This is a genomic window from Alicyclobacillus fructus, from assembly GCF_017329605.1.
In the GTDB taxonomy this organism is placed as follows: Bacteria; Bacillota; Bacilli; order Alicyclobacillales; family Alicyclobacillaceae; genus Alicyclobacillus; species Alicyclobacillus fructus.
This window is the reverse complement of sequence record NZ_JAFMTY010000002.1, coordinates 1-21,768: the sequence shown is the minus strand read 5'-3', so window position 1 is coordinate 21,768 and position 21,768 is coordinate 1. Positions and strand designations below refer to the sequence as shown.

Sequence of the window (21,768 nt, the reverse complement as noted above, 5' to 3'; positions counted from 1 at the left end):
ACCAGGTACGAATTTTGTGCGGAAAGGGGCGGCGCCCGTGAGCGCTCCTTTGTTCTTGGATCAGTTCGAAACCACCCTGCGCGACCATCCGGAGCAGATGGCCGTCATCGATCTCTCCGGCGACGAGCCCGTCATGCTCACCTACGCGGAGCTCGACCGGCTTGCGGCGCGCATCGCGGCGCGCCTGCTTCAGCTCGACGTCAAGCCCGGCGAGGCCGTGGCGTATCAGCTTCCGAGCGGATGGCCGTTTGTGGCGCTGACGCTCGCCATCTGGAAGGTGGGCGCCACGCCGTGCCCCATCCTGCCCCAGCTCCGCGAGCGCGAGGTGGCCTTCATCCTCAACTCGTCCGAGAGCCGCGTCTTCATCGCGCCGGACGCGTTCCGCCGCTTCGACTACCGGCCGTTGGTCGAGAGCGTCTTGAAGGAAGCGCCGCGCGTCGAACACGCGCTCATCCTGCCGATGGCCCCGTACGCCCCGCTTTCGTCCGATCTCGGCGGACTCCTCGCGCCGGAGGCAGACGCCGAGGCGGCGAAGGAGGCGCTTTCGGCGAGACGTCCTGGGCCGGATAGCCACTCGCAGCTTCTATACACATCCGGCACCACCGGCGAACCGAAGGGCGTGCTGCACACGCACCGGACGCTTTCCGAGGCGCTTCTCATCCACACGCGCACGCTCGGGCTCACGTCGAAGGACCGGATCTGGGTGCCCTCCCCGACCGCTCACCAGACAGGATTTCTCTACGGAATGCTCGTTTCCTTCTATATTGGGGCCCCGGGAATTTATCACGCCATCTGGGACGTGGACAAGGCGCGCGCGGCCATCGAGGAGCACGGCGCGACGTTCGTCCAGGCCGCGATGCCGTTTCTCTCCGACATCACCCGCGCGGACAGGCCGTCTAAGGGTCTTCGGCTCTTCATCGCCACCGGCGCCGCCATCCCGCGGCAGCTCGCGCAGGAGGCGCGCGAAAAGCTTCAATGCACCATCGTCGGCGCATGGGGGTCCACCGAATCGTGCCTCGTCACCGTCGGCCGGCCGTCGGATCCGCCGGAGAAACTCTGGGGCACGGACGGGCGCGTGCTCGACGGCATGCAGATCCGCGTGGTGGACGACGAGGGCCGCGAGCTCCCGCCCGGCACCGAGGGCAACTTTCAGGTCAAGACGCCCGCCATGTTCGTCACCTACCTCCACCACCCCGAGTGGTACGAGGCGAGCTTCACGCCGGACGGCTACTTTGACACGGGCGATCTCGCCGTGATCGACGCGGACGGCTATCTGCGCATCACGGGCCGCAAGAAGGACGTGGTCAACCGCGGCGGCGAGAAGATCCCGGTGGTGGAGATTGAGGACCTCCTGTACCAGCACCCGGACATCGTGGACGCGGCCGTGGTAGCGATGCCGGACGAGCGGCTCGGCGAGCGCGCTTGCGCCTACGTGGTACTGAAACCGGGCGCCAAGCGGCTGGAACTGTGCGACATCACGGATTTCCTCGGCGAGCGCGGCATGGCGAAGATCTACTGGCCGGAGCGGCTCGAGATCATCGACGAGATGCCGCGAACCGCGAGCGGCAAGATTCAGAAGTACGTGCTGCGCCAGGACATCCAGCGGAAGCTGGAGCACGAGCGCGCGGAGAAGACGGGCTGACGGAGGACTGTAGCCATGATGCGGACGCTGGACGAGTGGAAGAAGGACGTCGACGCTTACGTCGCGGGCCCGGCCAGGGCGTGGTCTGAGCATATTGAGGCGACGGGGACGGTGCCGGACGCCCTGTGGCGCGAGCTTCGCGATCGGGGCTATCTGCGCCTCGCGGCCCCGCGCCATCTCGGCGGGCACGGGCTTCCGTTTGCGGAGTACCTCGAGCTCCTCGAGCTCTTCGCCAAGACACACGGATCGATCCGCGTGATCGTCCACGTGGCGAACAGCCTGTGGCGCTCGCTCGCGCAGAAGGCAAGTCCTGAGCAGGTGGAGCGGTTCGTGAAGCCGTTTATCGCGGGCGACATCCGCGTGACGTTCACGCTCACAGAGCCGAACTCGGGATCCGGCGCGGACCTCAAGACGACGGCCCAGCGCGAGGGCGACGAGTACGTCCTGAACGGCGAGAAATGGATGATCATCTTCAGCGACGTGGCGGACTACTTTTTGCTCTTCTGCCGGCTCGAGGGGACGTCGGGCGGCGAAGGGACGCTCGCGCTCCTCGTCCCACGCGACGCGCCGGGCCTCACGATTGAGCTCATGGCGCCGGCCATGGGCATCGCGGGCACGGCGCACGGGCACCTTCGCCTGCGCGACTGCCGCGTACCCGTCGCCAACCGCCTCGGCGAAGAGGGCGACGGCCTGGAGGTGGCGTTCCGCGGGTTTCTCGATCCGTCCCGCACCGCCATTGGCATGACCTGCGTCGGCGCGGCGGAGCGAGCGCTTGAGCTCGCGGCCCAGCACGCCCTGCGGCGCGTCACCTTCGGCCAGCCGCTCGCCAAGCGCCAGATCATCCAGATGTGGCTCGCGGAGATGGCGACGGACATCGAGGCGGCGCGCCAGCTCGTCCTCCACGCGGCGCGGCGGTTCGACGAAGGCCATCCCATCACCGTGGAAGCGGCGATGGCGAAGATGTTCGCGACGGAGATGCTGCAGCGCGTGACGGACAAGGCGCTGCAGATCCACGGCGGGCCGGGTTACTTCAAGTCGAGCGAGATGGAGCGGATCTACCGGGACGCAAGGATGCAGCGGTTTGAAGAAGGGACGTCCGAGATTCAGAAGATGGTGATTGCGCGCGACGTGATCGAAAAGGCCAAAGCGGCTTGCGAAGGGAGCGAACGGAGATGATGGTGATTCACCACGGGAAGGTGGATTTGAAAGAGGAGCTCATCAAGGCGGGCCTTGAAGAGTGGGTGGGCTCGCTCTACCCCGCGGGCGCGGGCGTGACCGTGCTCGCGGCGAAGGACGCCGGACTCGCCGAGCGCGTGGCGCGAGTCTTTGGCGTGACTGAGGTGCGCGAGATATCCCGGCCGTACGCCCTCGCAAGCCGCGAGTACAAGCCGGAGGACACCGTCGTCGAAGTCCGCGGCCACCGGATTGGCGCGGGCGGCGTCACCATCATGGCCGGGCCGTGCTCCGTCGAGTCGCTCGAGAACATCGTCGATATCGCGAAGGCCGTGAAGCGCCTCGGTGGGCACGTGCTGCGCGGCGGCGCCTTCAAGCCGCGATCCAGCCCGTACTCGTTCCAGGGCCACGGCGAGGAGGGCCTGAAGATGATGGCCGTCGCGCGCGAGGTGACAGGCCTGCCGATTGTGTCGGAGGTCATGGAGCCCGGCATGGTGGGACTCGTCGCCGAATACGTGGACATCCTGCAGATTGGCGCGCGCAACATGCAGAACTATCCCCTCCTGCGCGAGGTCGGGCGAGTCAACAAGCCGGTGCTGCTCAAGCGCGGCCTATCAGCGACCATTGAGGAGTGGCTGATGGCGGCCGAGTACATCCTCGCGCAGGGCAATCCAAACGTGATCCTGTGCGAGCGCGGTATCCGCACGTATGAGACGGCGACGCGCAACACGCTCGATTTGAACGCCATCCCGGTGGTCAAGTCGCTCTCGCACCTGCCGGTGCTCGTCGATCCATCCCACGGCGTCGGTAAGCGCGCGTTTGTGCGGCCCATGGCCCGCGCCGGCGTGGCGGCCGGAGCGGACGGCGTCATCGTCGAGATTCACCCGGTGCCGGATAAGGCGATGTCCGACGCGGCCCAGACCATCGACTACGAAGAATTCGGCCGCATGGTCCAAGAGGTGAACCGCGTGGCGCAGGCGCTGGCGGGATCGATCGAGGGCGCGAGCGCGCGGGAGATGGTGGGGGTGTGAAGTGAGGCGGGCTCGGTTGCCGGGCCCGCGTAATCAAGGGCGGTCTCCAAAATGCGCCCGCCCTTCACACGGATATCCGCTGGAGTTAAAATCGTGATGCTTGACTCCAGATAATCCGCGCTCCGTCGCGCTACGGCAACCGAATTCGCCCGGAAACAACCCACACGTCGACCAAGGTCCAACGTGAGCAATTAGTGGAACCGTGGAGAGTATTGGGGCTGTATTATACGAGGTCTACATATGCAACCTTCGAGCGCCTTTCTCATCAGATCACGCGATCCTCTGTCTGCACGGTTCATGATTTACTGTTCTACCACAGGTCTACGCAACGCAGAGTTTTTATAATTTTTGGTAAATAAATATATTACATGCAAAAGAACACAGACCACTCATTACACGGATTGTTTCAAGTAAGATAATTTGGTTCTACCCCTAATCCCTTGCTACAAGACTGCGAATGCTGTCTTTGGTAACGCCCATTGCTAACAAGGCTAGAACAAATAGACGCGAAATGGGTAGTATCCCCGGCCCAAGCTCGAAACACCTAGCAAGCGTCTTGAAAGCGGACGCCCGGTCCCCCATATGTCCATAGGCGACAGCCAGTTCGACGACAGAAAGACGGTACATCCTCCGGACTTTTAGGTACTGGCGCTTACTTAGACAGTGTCCGTATTCATGAACAAATCCCTTTATACAATCCACCTTGCTCTTGGCATTTTCAAGTCTCTTCGCCGTCTGCTGCCCTTGATGAATTCGATAACGCCCTAGACGTCTTGCGACGTAGTACGCATTTGCCCGTTTTGCGCCAATGGCTAGGAAGAGCCCAAAGTCTGGCACGGTACCACCGTATGGGGGTATGAAGCCGACCGACTCCAACACTGTCCTGCGAAACAAGGTGGTGTGCAGCGAGAACGGCTGAAGGTCAAGCACCCTGTCCAGTACATCTGTGTAGACTCCAGATGTCATGGACAACCTGCCAAATGCGTGCGCCGCCTTTTCTGATTCCAGTGGCAGAATGCAACTCTCCGAGTCCATGATCCAATGGTCGGTGGAACAAAATGCGCACTCAGGGTGGCGGACCAAGGCTTGATACGTCTGTTCGAGAAACTCAGGCTCCCACTCGTCATCGTCGTCAAGCATCGCCACAAACTCGCCCGATGCCATTTTGAAAGCCTGTCGTCTGTTCTCAAGCTGAAGGCGAGGCGGATTATTCCTGACATAGATCACTTTGTCGCGTCCAAGCTTGTTGCGGAACCACTCCACAGTTGCGCTAGTCTCTTCGTTGCTTCCATCCTCACTTATTACCACCTCACTCGGCGGTAACGTCTGCGCCAACACAGATTGTAGGCACCCCTTTAGAAGGCGAGGACGGTTGCATGTCGGAATTACTACACTAATATGCGGCCTAGTGAGCAAATCGTTCACCTTCCACTTGTTTGGGCTCCGTCGACTCCGCGCGTGGGCGCTATCGAATACAGATTAACGAAGCATTACGGAACTTCATCCAGAATATCACCGTCGGCGATCGACCAAGAGGGACTTAGTGTCAGAATACATAAAGTAGGAAATGAGTTCTCATGTTACAGAGGCCCAATTTGGCCGTGTAACATATCGCATCAACGAAACCGTGGCATCTGCCGTCTTTGTAGGTTTCTAGGACCGCACAGTTGCAGTCCAACAGTGATAGGCCTACGACTTACCCAGACTGATGAGACGTTGTGCAGCACGTAAGTAGGCGTACAGATTGCTTCTCCTGAAGAGAAGCGCTCGCTTTCCGCAGCTCAACACCATGTCCGTGACGAACACCATCCATGCATACACGCGTCCATGTGTCTCGCGCTTGATGAGGAAATTATAGAATATCCGTTGCTCCTCAGTATCCCTAGAGCAGTCTCGATTCGGAGCTGTATGTACGACATTCAGCCCAGGAATAATCACTATTGTGTAGCCTTTACTTCTCGCCTGAACTCCCAACCAAGCCTCGGAGTATCCGTAGTTATACGTTGTATCCCATTCCACTGCGAGAGCTGCGTGTAGAGGCCACAGCATCAATTGGTCGCTAAGTCCCGTTCCTCCACGTTGGGGCGCTGGTCTACATCGCACCCCCTTCCAATTTACCTCCGTTGGCCAGATGGTTCGTCCCCCTGGACCTTCTCTCACCCCAACGCAGATGATCGCACCTGGCTCCCGCTGGCTTGCCTGATGCAGCGACTGCAATGACGTTGCATCAACTTGGATATCTCCGTCGATAAACAGAACATGAGTGATGTCTTTTCTCGAGGCAAGCACATTCAACCCATTTAGGCGGTTTGCGACAGGCCCCTTCTTAGGACCACAGACGTACTCTGCGCCTGAGTCTTCGGCAATCCGTTTCGTGATGCTCGCATACGGTTCATCGGAGTCATCGGATACGACGACACAGCGACTTATCGCACTCACGTGGATCTCTCTAACCAAAGGCTCGAGCCTATCAGGCTCGTTACGCGTAATAACCACTGCGCCAACCAGCACGTCTACCTCTTGTTTCATTCCGAGTGGTAGCCTCCAAGATTCATACGTCTTGCAAATACGTCATTCGATTGTGTACATGTTGTGACACTATTCACGTCATCTAGGCCCCAGACGTCTTCTCGGAACGTTTCCATTACATTCCTCAATCGGACCTGCGACCACGAACCATTCACTCCTTCAACCTTATTGGTTCACTGCGAGCACCTCAGCCGAAACGGTCCACCTGCCGTCGTGAAATTACGTGCCTCATTGAGCCCGGAATGCGCTTCTACGCACGTGAGTCTTTTGCAGCAGAACGACTGATTCCATCGCCAGCGAAAACGGCGCACACTTCTCGTGAAAGATCGCACACTCCATAAAAATACTTTTCTGCTTTCTAGATACATCACACCCCTTCGGTAGCGTTCATTCGAAGGCGTGCCGTCAAAATCCATACCTTAGGACGGCTCCCTTTCGTTTCGACGGTCCATCGGAATGAACGCCTGAGCATCCACCACGCGCAGCCTCGTAGTTTTCTTCTGGTCACACCCGGCGTTCATCAGCACGAAGGAAATCCGCCAATCGCGATGATGCAACTCCTCCATAAGCGGAATGGCCATCTGTCCGTCGTAGACGCTCTCCGCAGCGCCAGGGAAGGCTCGCTCTTGGCATCCACGGCCAAATACACCTTGTAGCCGAACCACACAACTTTATTGCCGAAGGCGTCGAACTTCGCGCCCCAGTTGGCCCGGTCTGTGGGCCGGACCCCTGAGCGTGGGCATTTGCGCCCATACGCATGGACCGCCGTGCTGTCGATAGCGACGTGCTCGCCCTTGACGAGCGCTTCAACACGACATTGGCATACAAGTTTCCTAAACAGCGCCGCAACGCCGTTGTCGACGATGGCTTAGAAGACGCGACTTAGCGTCGAGACGGACGGAACCGATTCGTGAAGGGAGAAGCCGGACTGATCGCGGAAGCGCAAATCGCTCTCCAGGCGTCGGTGAAAATGCGTGAAGGTCGACATGCCCTCAAGGGGTGCCACGAGAAACGCGCGCAAAAATTGCTTCTCAAGAGATCGATTTTGCCCCTTGGGGTGTCGAATTTCTTAGCTTCGCGGCATATGGACTCAGATCGAATCGCAGAGAAACAACGTTTACGCCGCTCTGCAAGGTCAATTTCCATCCACTCGTCAAAGGAAAACGACTATGTTTGTTGAACATACAGGTTGGACCTCACCTCCTGGCGATGGATTGGTTGACTATTTGCCAAGTTGGGGTGAGCTCTTTCTTTGTGCTCGAAAAACCCTTGCTACACAAGGGCTCGCGATTCCGCAAAACCTCACACAACTATTCGTGTGACGCGACTTTGCGCGGAATCATCTTGAAAGCCGTTCTAAACAGCAAGGCGGTTGCTCTCTTGAAATCCTGACCACGTGGAATCAGTTCAAGGGCTGATGGCACCCCCAGGTCGCGCAAATTAAATAGAAGAGCTGAGAGCCGCGAGAGACTAGAAGCCAGATAACACGCTGCTACGCCCGACAGTCCGAAGCGGCCCCCCACCACCCATATACACATTAGGACGGTCACCGCGGCCGCAGATTCGCTCCATGTCACCATCAGAGGTCTTCCGGCTGCACCGTACGCACCTCGAAGCACTGACGACTCCGCATCCAGAATTGCTCCAACGATTAGCATTTCCGCAGGCACAACCGCCCTTGAAAAGCGACTCCCATACATAAGAGGTACCGCTCCCCACGCGACTATACTGACTGCAACACCCAAAATTAAGGCCAATGTAAGGGCCTGCCGGGACATCCTCACTACGCGATGCGCACGATCATCGCTCGCCGAATGATCATCGATTGCAAGCATCGGCAACGTGGTCACGCTCAAGGCTGCGGATACAACCGTGACGGGTGACGATACACTCTGCGCCACAGATATGTATCCTAGTTGTTCGGTAGGAATTAAGACCGACAAAAGCATGGTCGCCACATTAGAACTCGCAACGCCGGCGATACTAGCGCCATGGATCCTTAGCCCGTAGGATAGAGACTCTGCAAGCCTTGTCCATGTGAAGCTAAATCCGAACACTCGCTGCTTCAACAAATAAATCAGCGCGCACACCCAAAACACAAAGGATGCTGCCGCGTTTCCGTAGAGATTGGGCCCTAGCGTTCGGACGTGCAATACACACAAAAGCGCCAAAGACACCACTAACAAGAAGGGTATTCCAACTCGATACAGATTGTACAATCTGAAACTACCTCTCGAGGCACTGACCGCAAACGCCAGGTCCAGCATGGGGGTAAATCCTGCCTGCATAAGATAAGTGCGAAGTACGGAGTGGGTCAGTTCGGGATAATGCCACCTTAAAAATGGGTAGACTAAGAGTTGCGCAGTAAGCCATATGGCAATGGTACTGGCAAATGCCCATAGCAACAAGGAATTCTCGGTGTAGCGATCCCCACGGTTCTTGCTGAGCATGTAGCATGCGGTCTGATATATGCTTAAGTCCAAGAGCCATGAAATGCTCGACGTCCAAACTCCGAGCGCTGCTAGTACCCCTCTCCCGTAAGGACCATACATTCTTGCCGTTAGAATTCCCGTAACGACGTTCAGGGGGAGCTGTAGTCCCAACGAAATCATTGTGCCAATTGATCGTCGAATGCCTGAGGACACACGTTCACCCCCTCGCCAGCTATCGTACCTATTCCTATATCAGCCCGTGTTTCCGATGCTTGACCGCAAACGTGTTCACACAGCTCACGGAAGAACGACTTTCCACTTCGTCGGCCGCCACAGCAACCAGCAACCATGCGCAGTACCCTACAATCCCCTCCAAATTGTTGGCCGAGAGAAGGCTTGCGTCTATGCTCAACATGGCAGCCAGTGCAATCGGAACGAAGCTTTTCTGGGTGCACTCTTGTTTAGCTCGTCGGTGAAGGTCACGCAGCAACTTCAATTGGCCGACTAAGAATGCAGGGCCTAAAATTATACCGAATTCGAGTAGGATATCTAATATACCGCTATCAAAATTCAGTAGCGCTCCAGAACTGCCGGACGACAACTTGGTCGCCACTCCCGCGGCGCCTAATCCTAGCCCCGCGGGTTGTCTGATAATCGTTAGGATCTCAGAGCGGTAGAACTGTAACCGCGCCTGATAAGATATATCAGATTGTATTGAGGAGAACGTGTCGATGCGCCCTACAATCTCCCGTATACCCGGCATATATGGCGCAAGGTAGAAAGCTAAGACAACGATGACTGCTGCCGTCACGTATACCCGCGCTCGACGCGAGCCCGACGTGAAACAACCTACTAGAAGCAGTGCTATAACAAGGGTGAGCCATGCTGTGCGGTCGAGCGTCAGAGCCAAACAAGCCGCAACGGTAATAGCCCCGGCGATTCTCATAGGGCCATTTGCCCTTGAATGATAGAGCATCGCGAGCAATGACAACGTGAGAAACATGGCGCATGGCTCTGGTGAGTTGATAGTCGAAAAAACGCGGATCTTTCCAGGTGACGGATAACCAATGGAATCCATTCCGCTGTGCACCATCCAAAATGTATCCCAGGGAGGCGCGACCATATATTGGTAGCAACCATACACGGCTACCCCAAAAGCAATCCAAGCAAGGGAGTCAATCCATAGCGCACCATACCTTCTTGCGCGATTGCGAGCGTATGGGAACAACGCCAGCGGTCCAGCCACGTTGAGAAGCTCATATCCGGCGGATAGGTGATTTCTCAACGTGCCAATTATCAGGGCATAAGCGATGGAGATTAGTACAATTGCGATAGGCTTCCGGAAAGGATGAGACGGCACGCCCGTGCTTCTCCTCAGCAGTGCAGGCACCATTGTCATTACAAGGCACAACTGCGGAACTACACTTAGGGGTGAAACGTTATGATACTGACCTGTGTACCAATCGATAGCACGTCGAAGTTCTGGACAGCCCACCCAAGTCAACGTCACATAGGGAATCAGCAGGGCTGAGTCGGCCAGGGCCAGTATCGCTGCTCCCACGCATATCGCGATTGAGGCCACTGTCTCCGGGTACGAACCAACACCTGAGCAAACGGCACCTGCCAAAATTCCGATGGCAACGGCAGACGTCGCAAGGCCTAGATTATGTATTCCCGTGAACGACGACATCACGAGTCGCGCACTACTAAAACCCAAGCTTAGTCAATCCTCCAGTAGACACGTACTAAGGTTAGCAGAAGGTTGCAAGTTGGTAGCTAGTTAACACGTGAGCTCGCGTTTCATCCATTTCGCTACGGCCATCATGTTCCCCCGCAAGGCGGGCCACAAGGCCTTCACAACGGTCGTCTCCCGCCGGGCGACCCCGATCAGCCACCTCACGAACCCGGGCGCCGCCCGGTATCCTACCAGGATGCTGTAAACTGCGCGCACCACCGACCTGGAAAAACTGAGCGTAGCAAACAAACTAGCATTTTGGTTGTAAGCCGCGTCTAGCACTGCCTCCGCGACAAACTTGTTCCTTTGGTCCTTGTCGTGCCGCGGACCAAGATAGTGCTCTACTCGGAGGTCTGGATCATACACAAGTCGATAGCCATGCCGTACGATCCTAAGACATACATACACCTCAAAATGCACCTGAGCGCCGTCACCGCGCAGGAACGTCGGCAAGCGAATTAACTCCTTCCTAAAGGACATGTTCACGCCCTTTAGCACGTGCGTATAGACTGGAGAACCCTGACCGCGGTGATGGTTACCCGATACTCTTCCGAACCAGGACAACCTCCCTACTCTCTTCGACGAAACCGGGGGATCCGTGTTGCCGGCGATCAGGTCCCTGCCCCCTACGCCACCGATGCTCGTATCGCTATAGTAAGTTACCATCCTCTCCAGCCAGTCTGGCAACGGAGCTGCATCATCGTCAGTAAATGCGACTATGGCTCCGCGAGCTGACTCGGTGCCAGCCTGCATCGCGTGGACCACACCGTCGGAACTCACCTGCACAAGTCGTTTCGCGTAATTGGACGGCTGTGAGACCCACTGCTGTAACCACTCGGCCGTCCCGTGATCATTCCGTCTAAACACCACTATCACTTCATAAGGGGGAAGAGTCTGCTGATCGAGTGCGGACAGGCAACATTTTAGATATTCCAGCCTTCTGTAGGTGGGCACGACCACTGAAATAGTAAACCCTTTTCTAGTTCCAGGCTCTTGAACCGGACACCCGGACCCAGACACGTTTCAAACCCTCCTAGCTTAAGGGAAAGCGTGACTCGCGACTAGGCGGATTCAACTTCTTCGCTAGTCGTTGCTTCCAAGTATACCTCCAGCGTCTCCCGACACATTCGCTCGACCTGAAATCTGTCGAGCCCAGCAAGAGCACGACTGGACAACTCTTCCCTTAGTTCCCGACTGTCGAGTACTCTTCGTATTCCAGCCTCCAATGCATCCACGTTCATTGGTTCCACTAGGAGGCCAGCCTGTCCTCCGTCTAATACCTCGGGGATGCCGCCCACATTTGTGGCAACAATCGGAAGCCCCAGAGCTCGTGCTTCCGGAATCACGAGTGCAAAAGACTCTTCTCTCGATGCCAAGACAAACACGGTTGAACCATCCATATATGCCTCCGGGTCGGGAACAAACCCGACAAAATGGATTCTATCTGGAGTAGCAGCTCGATGGGCAAGATTTTCGAACTTCTCGCGGTCTGGGCCATCACCTACTAAATATAAATGAACTTCAGGATGGTCCCCGGAAATGCGAAAAAACGCCATGATGAGCTCCCTTATCCCCTTACGCTCGTACATGCCCGCCACCGTGACAATCCGCGGTGACCATATGTCATCTTCGGTGACGAGACGAGCTACGGACTGCCGCCTTGGCGAGCCTAGAGGCCCGTTCAGCACGACCCGTACCTTCTGCTCTGGGATACCTCGACGTACAAGGCTGTCTGCGACTGCCTTACTGACTGCGATTACCCGTTTGCCAACGCCCATGAGGGTTGCATGACGCTGAAATTCGTTATGGACCGTTGTTACTAGAGCATATCGGCTAAACGTCGACAGCGCTCGGGCCATTAGAGCTGGAGCAACGGTGTGGGCGTGGACGATGTCTGGCTGGAAGTCATCAATAGCTTTATGCAGTTGCAACAGTGACCTCGGGACAGCGCGGACATCCCGCAATCCACGTACGGTGTAGTGGCGAACGCCGTATTCTTGCAGGAGCTCGACGAACTCACCTCCCGAAGACACAACGGCTACTTCGTGCCCATGCTCACTTTGCTTGCAAGCCAAATCGACACACACATTCACGATTCCATTGCCCACGTTTCGGCAGTGGTTAACCATGTGCAAAATCTTCATGTTAACGACGGCATCCTTTCAAAAGGAGCTGTTTTTCGCCACAACGCGCCATCTGCATCTGTCGCGCGGCAAATCTATTCCCTTTTGCGAGCACGACCTCCAGGACGACACGAGTGAACACTAAAATGGTCGGGTTTCCAGGGTGGTGAGTTGCATCGAGGACCCTAATATCGATACGTACACGCTCCGAAAGGTGGCTGCATGAGCCTCCGGTGCAAACCGCTGCAGACTCTGCTCCCGCCCTATCCTGCCCATGGTTTTCAGCCGCTCGGGATCATTCGCCAAAGCCCTCAACCTATCGGCAATGGCTTGAACGTCACCAATAGCGACTAGAAAACCATTGACACCGTCTTCGATGATCTCCGGTATGCCCCCGCCGCGTGTGCCAATGACGGGCCTTTCTGCAAGCATCGCCTCGACGATCACACGTCCAAAAGGTTCGTTGTCACTTGGAACGACGAGAACATTCACCGCACGCATCACGCCCGCCACGTCTTGCCGAAAGCCCAAGAAACGCACGTATCGCGAGAGACCCTTCTCCGAGACCAAGCGCTTGAGATAGGCCTCGTATTTGACGTTTTCCGGGCGAAATTTGGGCGCACCGACAACCCAAAGCTCGCTGTCTGGATAATCTCGGTGAAAAAGTTCGAAGGCCTCAATCGCGTCGTGCTGACGCTTCCACGGGGTGATTTGCCCCACCATGCCTACCACAAACGCGTCAGGCGCAACTCCGAGTTCAGCGCGTAGATCTCCTCGAGAGAGCTCATCCAGCGTCACGGCGTTGTAGATCACGTTGATCTCGCCTTCGTACCAGCTTCCCGCTCGAAAGTCGTTCGCAATAGCTTGAGATATAGCGACGACGTGGACCCCCATGCGCGACGCGAGCCTGCGAATAGCCCATCCCACCAGGTTCTTGGGTAGTGCATCGCGAACATGCCAAAGTTGCGGTACCTGCTTCGGCAGCAACAGGCAAGCGAGACCTGCCCGAATCGAGTTGGCATGGATGACATCCGCTGAGAGACGACTAACCACCTTCCTCAACTCAAGGGACGTGCGGAAAATGTCCCAAGTTCCCCTTGCTATCTTTAACGGATTCGTCGACATCCTCGCGGTGATCGGGCGTAGCGCGATGACCTGGATCCCTTCCTGACGCGCTCGCTCCAACAGCTCGCCCTCGGGCGCTACGAGAACAACGTTGACCTGGTCGCGGATCCCTGTCATCAAGGTCAGAAGGCTGATTTCGGCTCCGCTCACGTCACCCGTGTGGTTGTAGTACACAACTGTAAGACGTGTTGCGGAAGGCGTTGGTGCCATCCTCTGATCTTCACATAAATTGTCCAAAGGCTACCGTCCTCTCTGCCCGCGGCGCACCGCCGCCAATGGCCATCTGAAAGACTTCCGCTACCTGCGAAACGACATGAGGCCACGTGTAGTGATTCAGGACGTGTTCCCGAACGTCAGAACGACCCGGCAACCGGATGGCGCCCGAGATGGCCTTCGACAACCCCTCCGCAATCGCCACGGCGGAGACATCGCGAAAGAGCAAATCTTGCCGAAACGCACGCAGAATTTCTTCCGTTCCGCCAACCGGAGTGCCCATCACGGGCGTTCCACACGCCATAGCTTCGACGGTCACAAGGCCGAATCCTTCAAATGAAACGGACGGAACCACCATTAGGTCTGCAGCTTGATAGTACATGGGAAGGAGGTCATCTTCCACGCGTCCCTCAAGGCGGACACAATTCGACAGCTTGAGCGCCTCAACGCGCGCCCAAAGCTCGTCCCGTAGAGCGCCATCTCCGACGATGACGAGTATCGCTTCAGGATGACTCGCGCGTACCTGTGCGAATGCCTCGAGCAATAGTTCAAGCCCCATTCGCCTCGCCAAGCGACGCACTGTCAGAATGACAAAACGATTCTCTGCGATCCGCAGCCCTGCCTTGGCCGGTGCAGTGTCCTCCTGAAACTGAAACCGAGCAACATCTACCGCGCCGGGAATGATGTGAATGCGGTCCTCCGGGACCCCATACAGACCATGAAGCGCGTCTCGAAAGGCCTTGCTGAGTACGACGAACTGGTCGCTATGTCGATAGACTCGACGTTCAATCCATCGTTGGATCCGAAATGAGATCTCGCGCCGCACTGCCATCCGCCCTTGAGACTCCACTCTAGCTTCGTACGCCCAAGGGCCGTGGAAGTGGGTGACCAGAGGGACATCGGGTGCTTCGTCCAAAAGCCCCCAGGCATAATACGCGAAGTGCGAATTGACGACATCGTACGCGCCCGATGTCAACTCTTCGCGGAACACCCGCTTCCAGGCACTTCGAGTCGCTAACACGCCTGATGCCAGCTGCACGCCCCGCACGTGATGCGGCAATACCAGTGAGCCCGCGTCCGGCGGGACCCTGACGAGAACCTTTGTCCTATGACCCGACCGAATCCAGGCGTTTGAAAAGTCCATCACGTAACGTGGAAGACCACCGGGGCGCAGGGTGAACCACTCGAGCCCGACCATCAGGACGTTCATGTCGATCGATCACCTGACCACACCGTCCGGCTTCGGTTTGCAGTCTTGCATCCCGCCCGCCCCACGCTTAGGACGGTGAAGCCGAGCCCCTCGAGGCTCGCCACGTCGGCGAGTGCGTTTCTGCCATCGAAGAGAAAATGACTTCGCATGCGCCGCGCCACGTCTTCCCAATCCATGTCGAGGAACACAGGCCATTCCGTGACGAGGACAGCGGCGTCGGCACCTTGCAACGCTTCAGACGGACGATCCGTGACCGGATACAAGCGTCCTTCCACAGTCAAGGTCTGCACCACCGGATCGCAGTGCACGACTTCACAGCCCCTTCTCTCCAAATCGGTAGTCAGCGCAATCGCTGGGGATTCACGCACGTCGTCGGTGCCTGGCTTGAAAGCAACACCAAGCAGTACCACCCGCAACCCGCGCAGATCGCCAAAGTGCGCCTCCAGTGCGCGGATGGGAGCCTTCCACTGCTCGGCATTCACTTCAATCACGGCTCGCAGCAACTTGAACTCGTAATCCACATCTTCCGCGATGTGGGCCAAAGCCTTCGTGTCCTTTGGAAAGCACGACCCGCCGTAGCCAAGCCCTGCCCGCAGGAACGAAGGACCAATGCGCGGATCGAGCCCCATGCCAAATGCCACCTGCGTCACATCGGCGCCGACGCGCTCGCACAGGTTGGCGATCTCATTGATGAACGAGATCTTCGTGGCGAGAAAAGCGTTCGACGCATATTTGATGAGTTCCGCCGTGTTACGGTCGGTGACCACCACCGGGGCATCGACCCAAGCGTGGAGCCGACGCAACAGCGTTTCATCCTCTTCCGAGGCCACGCCGAACACCAGGCGATGGGGATGGCGCGTGTCCTCCAGAGCCGTGCCTTCGCGCAGAAATTCGGGCACGGAGGCCACGCGAAGATCGTCTCGTCCGCGGTCGGCAAGGCCTTTGCGAATCTTCGAGGCGGTTCCCACGGGTACCGTGCTCTTCATCGCGATCATGGCGCCAGTCGGAAGCTTCCTGGCGAGCTCTTCTACGCAGGCCCACACCGCAGTAAGATCGACAGAACCGTCTGGTAGCGTGGGCGTACCGACCGCGATGAAGGCCACATCGACCGCATCTTCGGCAGTGAGTTCCGTCGCGAAACGCAGCCGTCCGTTCGCCAGCTGTGTTTGCAGGACCGATTCAAGCCCCGGTTCAAAAATGGGGCACCCGCCGCGGCGCAAGGATTCGATTTTCCGAACATCGGTGTCGACCGCAAGGACATCGTGGCCGCCTTCCGCCATGCAGACCGCGGTCACGAGGCCGACGTATCCGGTGCCCATCATGCACACCTTCATGAGAGCGCCTCCGTTCCCGAATCTTGAATGATGAATCGCCGAGCGGGCAATGTCGCGGAACGCTGCCGGTACGCGTCGAATACCACCTGCTGAATGGCCTCATGGAAACGTTCGACTGAAAACCGCTCCGCAGTGGCACGAATCTGTGCCCGATCCCATCTGTATCCATCCAGTTGGCGCAGCGCATTCGCCAGATCTTCTGGGTCGGGGCTTGTGAAGAAGAGACCATTCACGCCCTCGATGATGGTGTCAAGCGCTCCGCCCGCGCGATATGCGACGACCGGTTTGCCCTGCGCATGCGCCTCAACCGGGGAGATGCCGAAATCCTCCTCACCGGGAAAAATGAACGCCTTGCATCGCGCGAGGTAGTCCTGCTTGACTTCTTCAGGCTGAAAGCCGAGAAACTTCACGGTCGGCCCCGCCATCTCCTCAAGGCGCTTTCGGTCCGGGCCGTCGCCGATGACGACAAGCGGCCAGTTGTGGCGTGTGCAAGCTTCCACGGCGAGATCGATCCGCTTGTACGAGACAAGCCGCGAGACCACCAGGAAAAACGGCTCCTGCTCGCGATCGAGCATCGGCGGCAGTTCGACAGGCGGATGGATGATCACCGCGTCGCGTTGGTACACGCGTCGAATCCGCTCCCGAACCGTGCGCGAGTTCGCAATGAATACATCCACGTCTCGGGCGGTCCGCACGTCCCACCGCCTGAGCCACGGCACAAGCCATCGGGCGAGGCGCTTCAGCAGGCGAGGACCCGGCTCTTCGCGTATGTACGCATCGAAATTCCATGCGAAGCGCATGGGCGTGTGACAATAGCAAATATGAAGCGGCTGTGACCCGGGAAGCTTCACGCCCTTCGCGTAGGCGCTGCTCGACGACAGCACAACGTCGCAATCAGGAAGTCTCATCGTCCGAAACGCGAACGGATATAGCCAGAAAAACCACTTGAATTTTCGCCGGACGAAAGGCAGGGCCTGCATCCAGCTCGCTCGGACCGGTGCATTCTGCAGCGAAGGCCAACATTTCCCCGGTTCCCAGAGCGATGTGTAAATCGGCGCTTCGGGGAACACCCGGTGCAAGTGGGCCATGACTTTCTCTGCGCCGCCGCGCTGGTTCAAATAATCATGGACCAAGACCACGGATGGCGTTCGCGGTTTCCCGCCTGAGGGTTCGTCGTAAGGAACCATCACGCTGTGCCTTCTCTCGCGTAGTAGCGCTCGAGGAATGCAAAGATGTCGGATCGCACGACCTCGTCCTGCAGGGCGAACTCAAGCGTGGCACGAACATAGCCGCGCTTGTCTCCGACATCGTAGCGTTTGCCCTCAAACTCCAAGGCCACGAGGCCGGAGCGCTGGCATAGGAGGCTGAGTGCGTCGGTCAATTGAATCTCCCCACCTCGCCCGGGGCCGACGCATTCTAGGATGTCAAAGACATCAGGGGTGAGAACGTATCGCCCGGCGACCGCGAGATTCGATGGCGCCTCTGCGACCTGTGGCTTTTCCACAAGACTCTCCACGTCCCAGAGGCGTTCCCGAATGGGAAGCGGACGAATCACGCCATACCTGCTGACTTCGGTTTCTTCCACTTCTTGTACGGCGACGACAGAACGCCCGGTTTCCTCATGCACCTGGATGAGCTGCTGGAGACAAGGCGTTTTGCCTACGAAGACGTCGTCGCCGAGAAGAACCGCGAACGGTTCATCTCCGACGAGTCTGCGCGCACACAAGACTGCATGCCCAAGGCCGAGCGGCCGCGCCTGGCGCACATAATGGAAGTGCGCCATGCGGCTGATGGAACGAATCTGATCAAGCTGAGCCAGCGACCCCTTTCGTTCGAGCACGTCTTCGAGTTCGACGGAGGCATCGAAGTGATCCTCGATGGCCCGCTTCGAGCGACTCGTGACGATGATGATCTCTTCAATTCCCGAAGCCACGGCCTCCTCAACGATGTATTGAATCGTCGGCTTGTCGACAATCGGTACCATTTCCTTGGGGATGACCTTCGTCGCGGGCAAAAGCCGTGTGCCAAGACCTGCCGCGGGAATGACGGCCTTACGGATCATGACGACCCCCTCGTTTCTACGCCGATTTTCAAATGCGGAGCCAGGCATCAGCTTGCGCCATTACGCCGGATGACAGCCGGGATGGTCTGGAGAATGATCTTCCAATCGTTGAGATACGACCAATTATCGATGTAGTCCATGTCGAGCTGCATCCATTCGTCGAAATCGATGTTGTTCCGACCGCGGACCTGCCAGAGACAGGTGAGCCCGGGCTTCACGCTCAGCCGCTTGCGGTAGGCGTGATCGTACTCCACGACCTCGTTTGGCAAGGGCGGGCGGGGCCCGACGAGGCTCATCTCGCCCTTCAGCACGTTCCAGAGTTGCGGCAGCTCGTCCAGGCTTGTCTTCCGCAGAAATCGGCCGACACGGGTCACACGCGGATCGTTCCGCATCTTGAAAACCGGGCCTGACATCTCATTCATGGCGAGAAGCTCCTGCTTGCGCGCCTCGGCGTCCACGACCATGCTGCGGAATTTATGTATCCGAAAGATTCGTCCCCGAAGACCCACACGTTCCTGTGAGAAAAACACCGGCCCGCCGTCATCCAGCTTGATGGCAATGGCGATGAGTCCGAAGAGCGGGCTCAGAATCAGAAGTCCTATCGCGCTCACCACGACATCCGTCACGCGTTTGCACAGGACCGCGACCGATGAGTGCGGGATGCCCGGGATGTAAAGCCGCGGCACGCCTCCACCATCGACGACCATGCCCCGCTCGACGAGCGTGAGCCACCCGTCCGCGATGAGCTCCACCGTCATCCCCTGTTCTCGACAGGCCGAGATGACTCGTTCAAGCTCCGGATGACGAAGCGGCAGCGCCAGCACGGCCCCGTCTGCGGGATGAGCGGCGAGGATCTCGCGAATGGCGCCGACATCCCCGAAGTAGGGAAGACCGGCGGGCGGCTCGCCCCGCCCCGACCCCACGAAGCCGATGACGCGAATGCCCTGGCCTGGAGAGCGCTCCAGCGCATCGAGATACTGCATGACCATCGGCCCCTCGCCGATGATGACCCGCGTCTTCTGATCCCATCCGGCGCGGCGCAATTCATAGAGGACCCAGCGCACCCCCAACCGGTTCAGGCTCATCCCGACGACGACGGTCAAAAGATACATGCCTACGAACAACCGGCTCAGACTGTGCATCTTGAGCGCAAAAGAGAGCAAGGAGACGAAGAGCACCGCCACCGTGTTCACGCGGAGAATGACTTTGACGTCGTCCCTGTAGTCCGTGAGGCGCCGCACCGGGTAGTCCCCGAAGACCAGGAGCGGAACCAACCACGAGATGAGGATGACAACCTCGTACGAGGGCGACGAACCGAACGGGAAGGGCGGGCGACCTCGTATGGACCAGCACACGTAATATTGAAGACAAAAGGCCGCGACGAGCGTGAGCGTGTCGAGCAATAGCCCGAAGAGTTTGGCGTTTGACTTGATATACCCCAAAGTACCCCGCCCCCTTTTGCGGGTGTCTCTCTCTTTGCCGCGCTGTCCGCACGGCCTCGTGCCCGCGAAGGAAAACCCTCTGTTGTATTATAACATGCCTTTTTGAGGATTGTTATAGATTCATTGCACACAAAAGAAATTCGTCTCATTTCTCGCAGGTATGTGGTTGGATTCCTTGGATTTCTTGACTCGACTGTGCCTGTCGTTGGACATCAACTGGCGGGTCGGCGTGCTGCGTTCTTGTATGCAAAGTGGTAGCGGACTACCCCAACACGGCTTCGAGCGCCGCAATCTGCTGCGGCGTGAAGCGCGACAGGATCTGCGCCTTGATGCGCGCCTTCTCCGCCGGCGTGAGTTTGGAGCGCTCGGCATACAACCGAGCGTACTCCAGGATTTCCGCCCGCGTGAATCGGCTCAGGATGAAATCAATCGCTTGTTGCTTGGAATGAAAGACGATGGGCTGGCTCTCCGCCGATGCCGGCGTAGAAGCAACGGACGTCAAGGGCGCCGCAGGAGACGCCCCGCCCCCGCTTGCAGCGCCCGAACCGCCCGTACGCCCAGCCGAGGAGCCAACGCCCTGGCTTGGCGCGGCCCCTTGGCTTGGCGCAGACGGGCTCGTGGGCCCAGGCGGCGTCCGGAGCGCTCCCTTGGAAGTAAGGGACGTGTTCGACTCTGTGGCCAGCGCATGTTCCAGCTCTCCGGCGGAGCGTCCATACGCCTGCCGCATCACGGCAGCCACTTCCCGCTTCACGGTCGGATCGCTCAATACGGTCACCGCCACGTGCTCGGCGGCTGCCTCTTCGAGCCGATGATACGCATACCATCCACCCGAACCCAGGGCGACGACGGCGCATGCCGCCACCGCCCACCAGCGACGCTTCATCTACCCATCCACCATCTTTCTTGACGCCACGAGGTACAGCCTGAGCTTCACAGGGTCAGCTTCCCTTGAGCGTACGCCTGAGCAGCCGCCCAAATCAGCGCGTCCATGCCTGCACCATTCGGATCAACCGGCCCGACGGCGGAGTTCGCCCCGTGCTCCATGTTGTTCCAAATGGTCGGAATATCGTTGATGCTGAGCCCAATCTGGCCGAGGAGCCCCTTAAACTTCGGATTTTCCGACACAGCGGTCTTCAGGGCGTTCACAACGGCCTGCTGCAGAGCCGTTTGCTGCGACGTTCCGCCACCACCGCTGCTCTCGTTGCCAAGAATCGTGATCACCTGGCTCACTACGGCGGACTTGAAGCTCTCAAAGAACTGATACAGATCCGACATGGTGATGGACGGATACAGCTTCTGCAAGTCAGTGAGAATGGTCTGCACGTTGCCGGACGTCGTAGACGTATCCTGGCTCAAAAGCGCGTACGACATCTGCTGGACGATGTCCTGCACCACGGATGCGGCCAATTGCTGCTCCTGCGCAGACACCTGAACGTCCGTCGTGTTCCGTCCGGTGTAGAGCATGGCCACCCAGCCGGCTTGATTCAGGTTGTGCGCATTGATCTCAGCGGTTTGAACCGCCTGCAGCTTGGCGGGATTCGTCTCCAGTTCGCTGTGCATGATCTGGAGGTCACTCACCATCTTGCTCAGCGCCTGATCTTCAGGCGAGGTGCTGCCTGTGCTGCCTGTGCTGCCTGTGCTGCCTGTGCTGCCTGTGCTGCCTGTGCTGCCTGTGCTGCCTGTGCTGCCTGTGCTGCCTGTGCTGCCTGTGCTGCCT

Annotated in this window: 17 protein-coding genes and 1 pseudogene; 3 read left to right on the top strand and 15 right to left on the bottom strand. The window is 58.2% G+C overall.

The window, feature by feature from the left end; all coding sequences use genetic code 11:
* Positions 1–37: 37 nt before the first annotated feature.
* Genes J3481_RS00935 through aroF form a run of 3 tightly spaced genes read left to right on the top strand, consistent with a single transcriptional unit; the run spans position 38 to position 3,846 of the window.
* The gene (locus J3481_RS00935; protein ID WP_206831092.1) at positions 38–1,642 is read left to right on the top strand and encodes an AMP-binding protein; all 1,605 of its coding nucleotides are present in this window, start codon (positions 38–40) and stop codon (positions 1,640–1,642) included.
* 15 nt (positions 1,643–1,657) lie between these two features.
* Positions 1,658–2,818 carry an acyl-CoA dehydrogenase family protein gene (locus tag J3481_RS00930; protein WP_206831091.1) on the top strand — a complete coding sequence of 387 codons (1,161 nt, stop codon included), beginning with the start codon at positions 1,658–1,660 and terminating at the stop codon, positions 2,816–2,818.
* Complete coding sequence (gene aroF / locus J3481_RS00925; protein ID WP_206831090.1) at positions 2,815–3,846, top strand: 3-deoxy-7-phosphoheptulonate synthase; 1,032 nt, start codon at positions 2,815–2,817, stop codon at positions 3,844–3,846. Before J3481_RS00930 ends, aroF begins: the two co-directional genes overlap by 4 nt.
* Positions 3,847–4,278: 432 nt before the next feature.
* Here aroF and J3481_RS00920 read toward each other — a convergent pair whose 3' ends face one another.
* The 15 genes and pseudogenes from J3481_RS00920 to J3481_RS00850 all read right to left on the bottom strand — a co-directional run.
* Positions 4,279–5,271 (bottom strand): glycosyltransferase family 2 protein, encoded by a 993-nt coding sequence (locus J3481_RS00920; RefSeq protein WP_206831089.1) that lies wholly within the window; start codon positions 5,269–5,271, stop codon positions 4,279–4,281.
* A 264-nt stretch (positions 5,272–5,535) separates the two neighbouring features.
* Positions 5,536–6,375, bottom strand: a complete 840-nt coding sequence (locus J3481_RS15035) for a glycosyltransferase (RefSeq protein WP_206831088.1) — start codon at positions 6,373–6,375, stop codon at positions 5,536–5,538.
* A gap of 422 nt (positions 6,376–6,797) precedes the next feature.
* A pseudogene (locus J3481_RS15150) lies at positions 6,798–7,521 on the bottom strand (transposase); the annotation flags it as partial.
* Positions 7,522–7,685: 164 nt separating this feature from the next.
* Complete coding sequence (locus tag J3481_RS15030; RefSeq protein ID WP_407929310.1) at positions 7,686–8,987, bottom strand: lipopolysaccharide biosynthesis protein; 1,302 nt, start codon at positions 8,985–8,987, stop codon at positions 7,686–7,688.
* A 67-nt stretch (positions 8,988–9,054) separates the two neighbouring features.
* Positions 9,055–10,053, bottom strand: a complete 999-nt coding sequence (locus J3481_RS00900; protein WP_206831086.1) for an O-antigen ligase family protein — start codon at positions 10,051–10,053, stop codon at positions 9,055–9,057.
* A 534-nt stretch (positions 10,054–10,587) separates the two neighbouring features.
* Positions 10,588–11,496 (bottom strand): glycosyltransferase family 2 protein, encoded by a 909-nt coding sequence (locus J3481_RS15025; protein ID WP_407929309.1) that lies wholly within the window; start codon positions 11,494–11,496, stop codon positions 10,588–10,590.
* 107 nt (positions 11,497–11,603) lie between these two features.
* Entirely contained in the window at positions 11,604–12,686 is a 1,083-nt protein-coding gene (locus J3481_RS00890) for a glycosyltransferase family 4 protein (protein ID WP_206831084.1), read from the bottom strand.
* A 120-nt stretch (positions 12,687–12,806) separates the two neighbouring features.
* A complete protein-coding gene (locus J3481_RS00885) occupies positions 12,807–14,027 on the bottom strand; it encodes a glycosyltransferase family 4 protein (protein WP_206831083.1) in 1,221 nt (406 codons plus the stop codon).
* Entirely contained in the window at positions 14,011–15,213 is a 1,203-nt protein-coding gene (locus tag J3481_RS00880) for a glycosyltransferase family 4 protein (RefSeq protein ID WP_206831082.1), read from the bottom strand. Before J3481_RS00880 ends, J3481_RS00885 begins: the two co-directional genes overlap by 17 nt.
* Entirely contained in the window at positions 15,210–16,547 is a 1,338-nt protein-coding gene (locus J3481_RS00875; RefSeq protein ID WP_206831081.1) for a UDP-glucose dehydrogenase family protein, read from the bottom strand. The genes J3481_RS00880 and J3481_RS00875 overlap by 4 nt, the downstream gene beginning before the upstream one ends.
* On the bottom strand, positions 16,544–17,734 hold the full coding sequence (locus J3481_RS00870) for a glycosyltransferase (RefSeq protein ID WP_236010965.1): 1,191 nt from the start codon (positions 17,732–17,734) through the stop codon (positions 16,544–16,546). Before J3481_RS00870 ends, J3481_RS00875 begins: the two co-directional genes overlap by 4 nt.
* Positions 17,734–18,609, bottom strand: a complete 876-nt coding sequence (galU, locus tag J3481_RS00865) for a UTP--glucose-1-phosphate uridylyltransferase GalU (RefSeq protein WP_206831079.1) — start codon at positions 18,607–18,609, stop codon at positions 17,734–17,736. Before galU ends, J3481_RS00870 begins: the two co-directional genes overlap by 1 nt.
* A gap of 47 nt (positions 18,610–18,656) precedes the next feature.
* Positions 18,657–20,051, bottom strand: a complete 1,395-nt coding sequence (locus tag J3481_RS00860; protein ID WP_206831078.1) for a sugar transferase — start codon at positions 20,049–20,051, stop codon at positions 18,657–18,659.
* A gap of 262 nt (positions 20,052–20,313) precedes the next feature.
* The gene (locus J3481_RS00855) at positions 20,314–20,934 is read right to left on the bottom strand and encodes a hypothetical protein (protein WP_206831077.1); all 621 of its coding nucleotides are present in this window, start codon (positions 20,932–20,934) and stop codon (positions 20,314–20,316) included.
* Between the two features lie 47 nt (positions 20,935–20,981).
* On the bottom strand, positions 20,982–21,768 hold a 787-nt coding region (locus J3481_RS00850), incomplete at its 5' end, for a hypothetical protein (protein WP_206831076.1).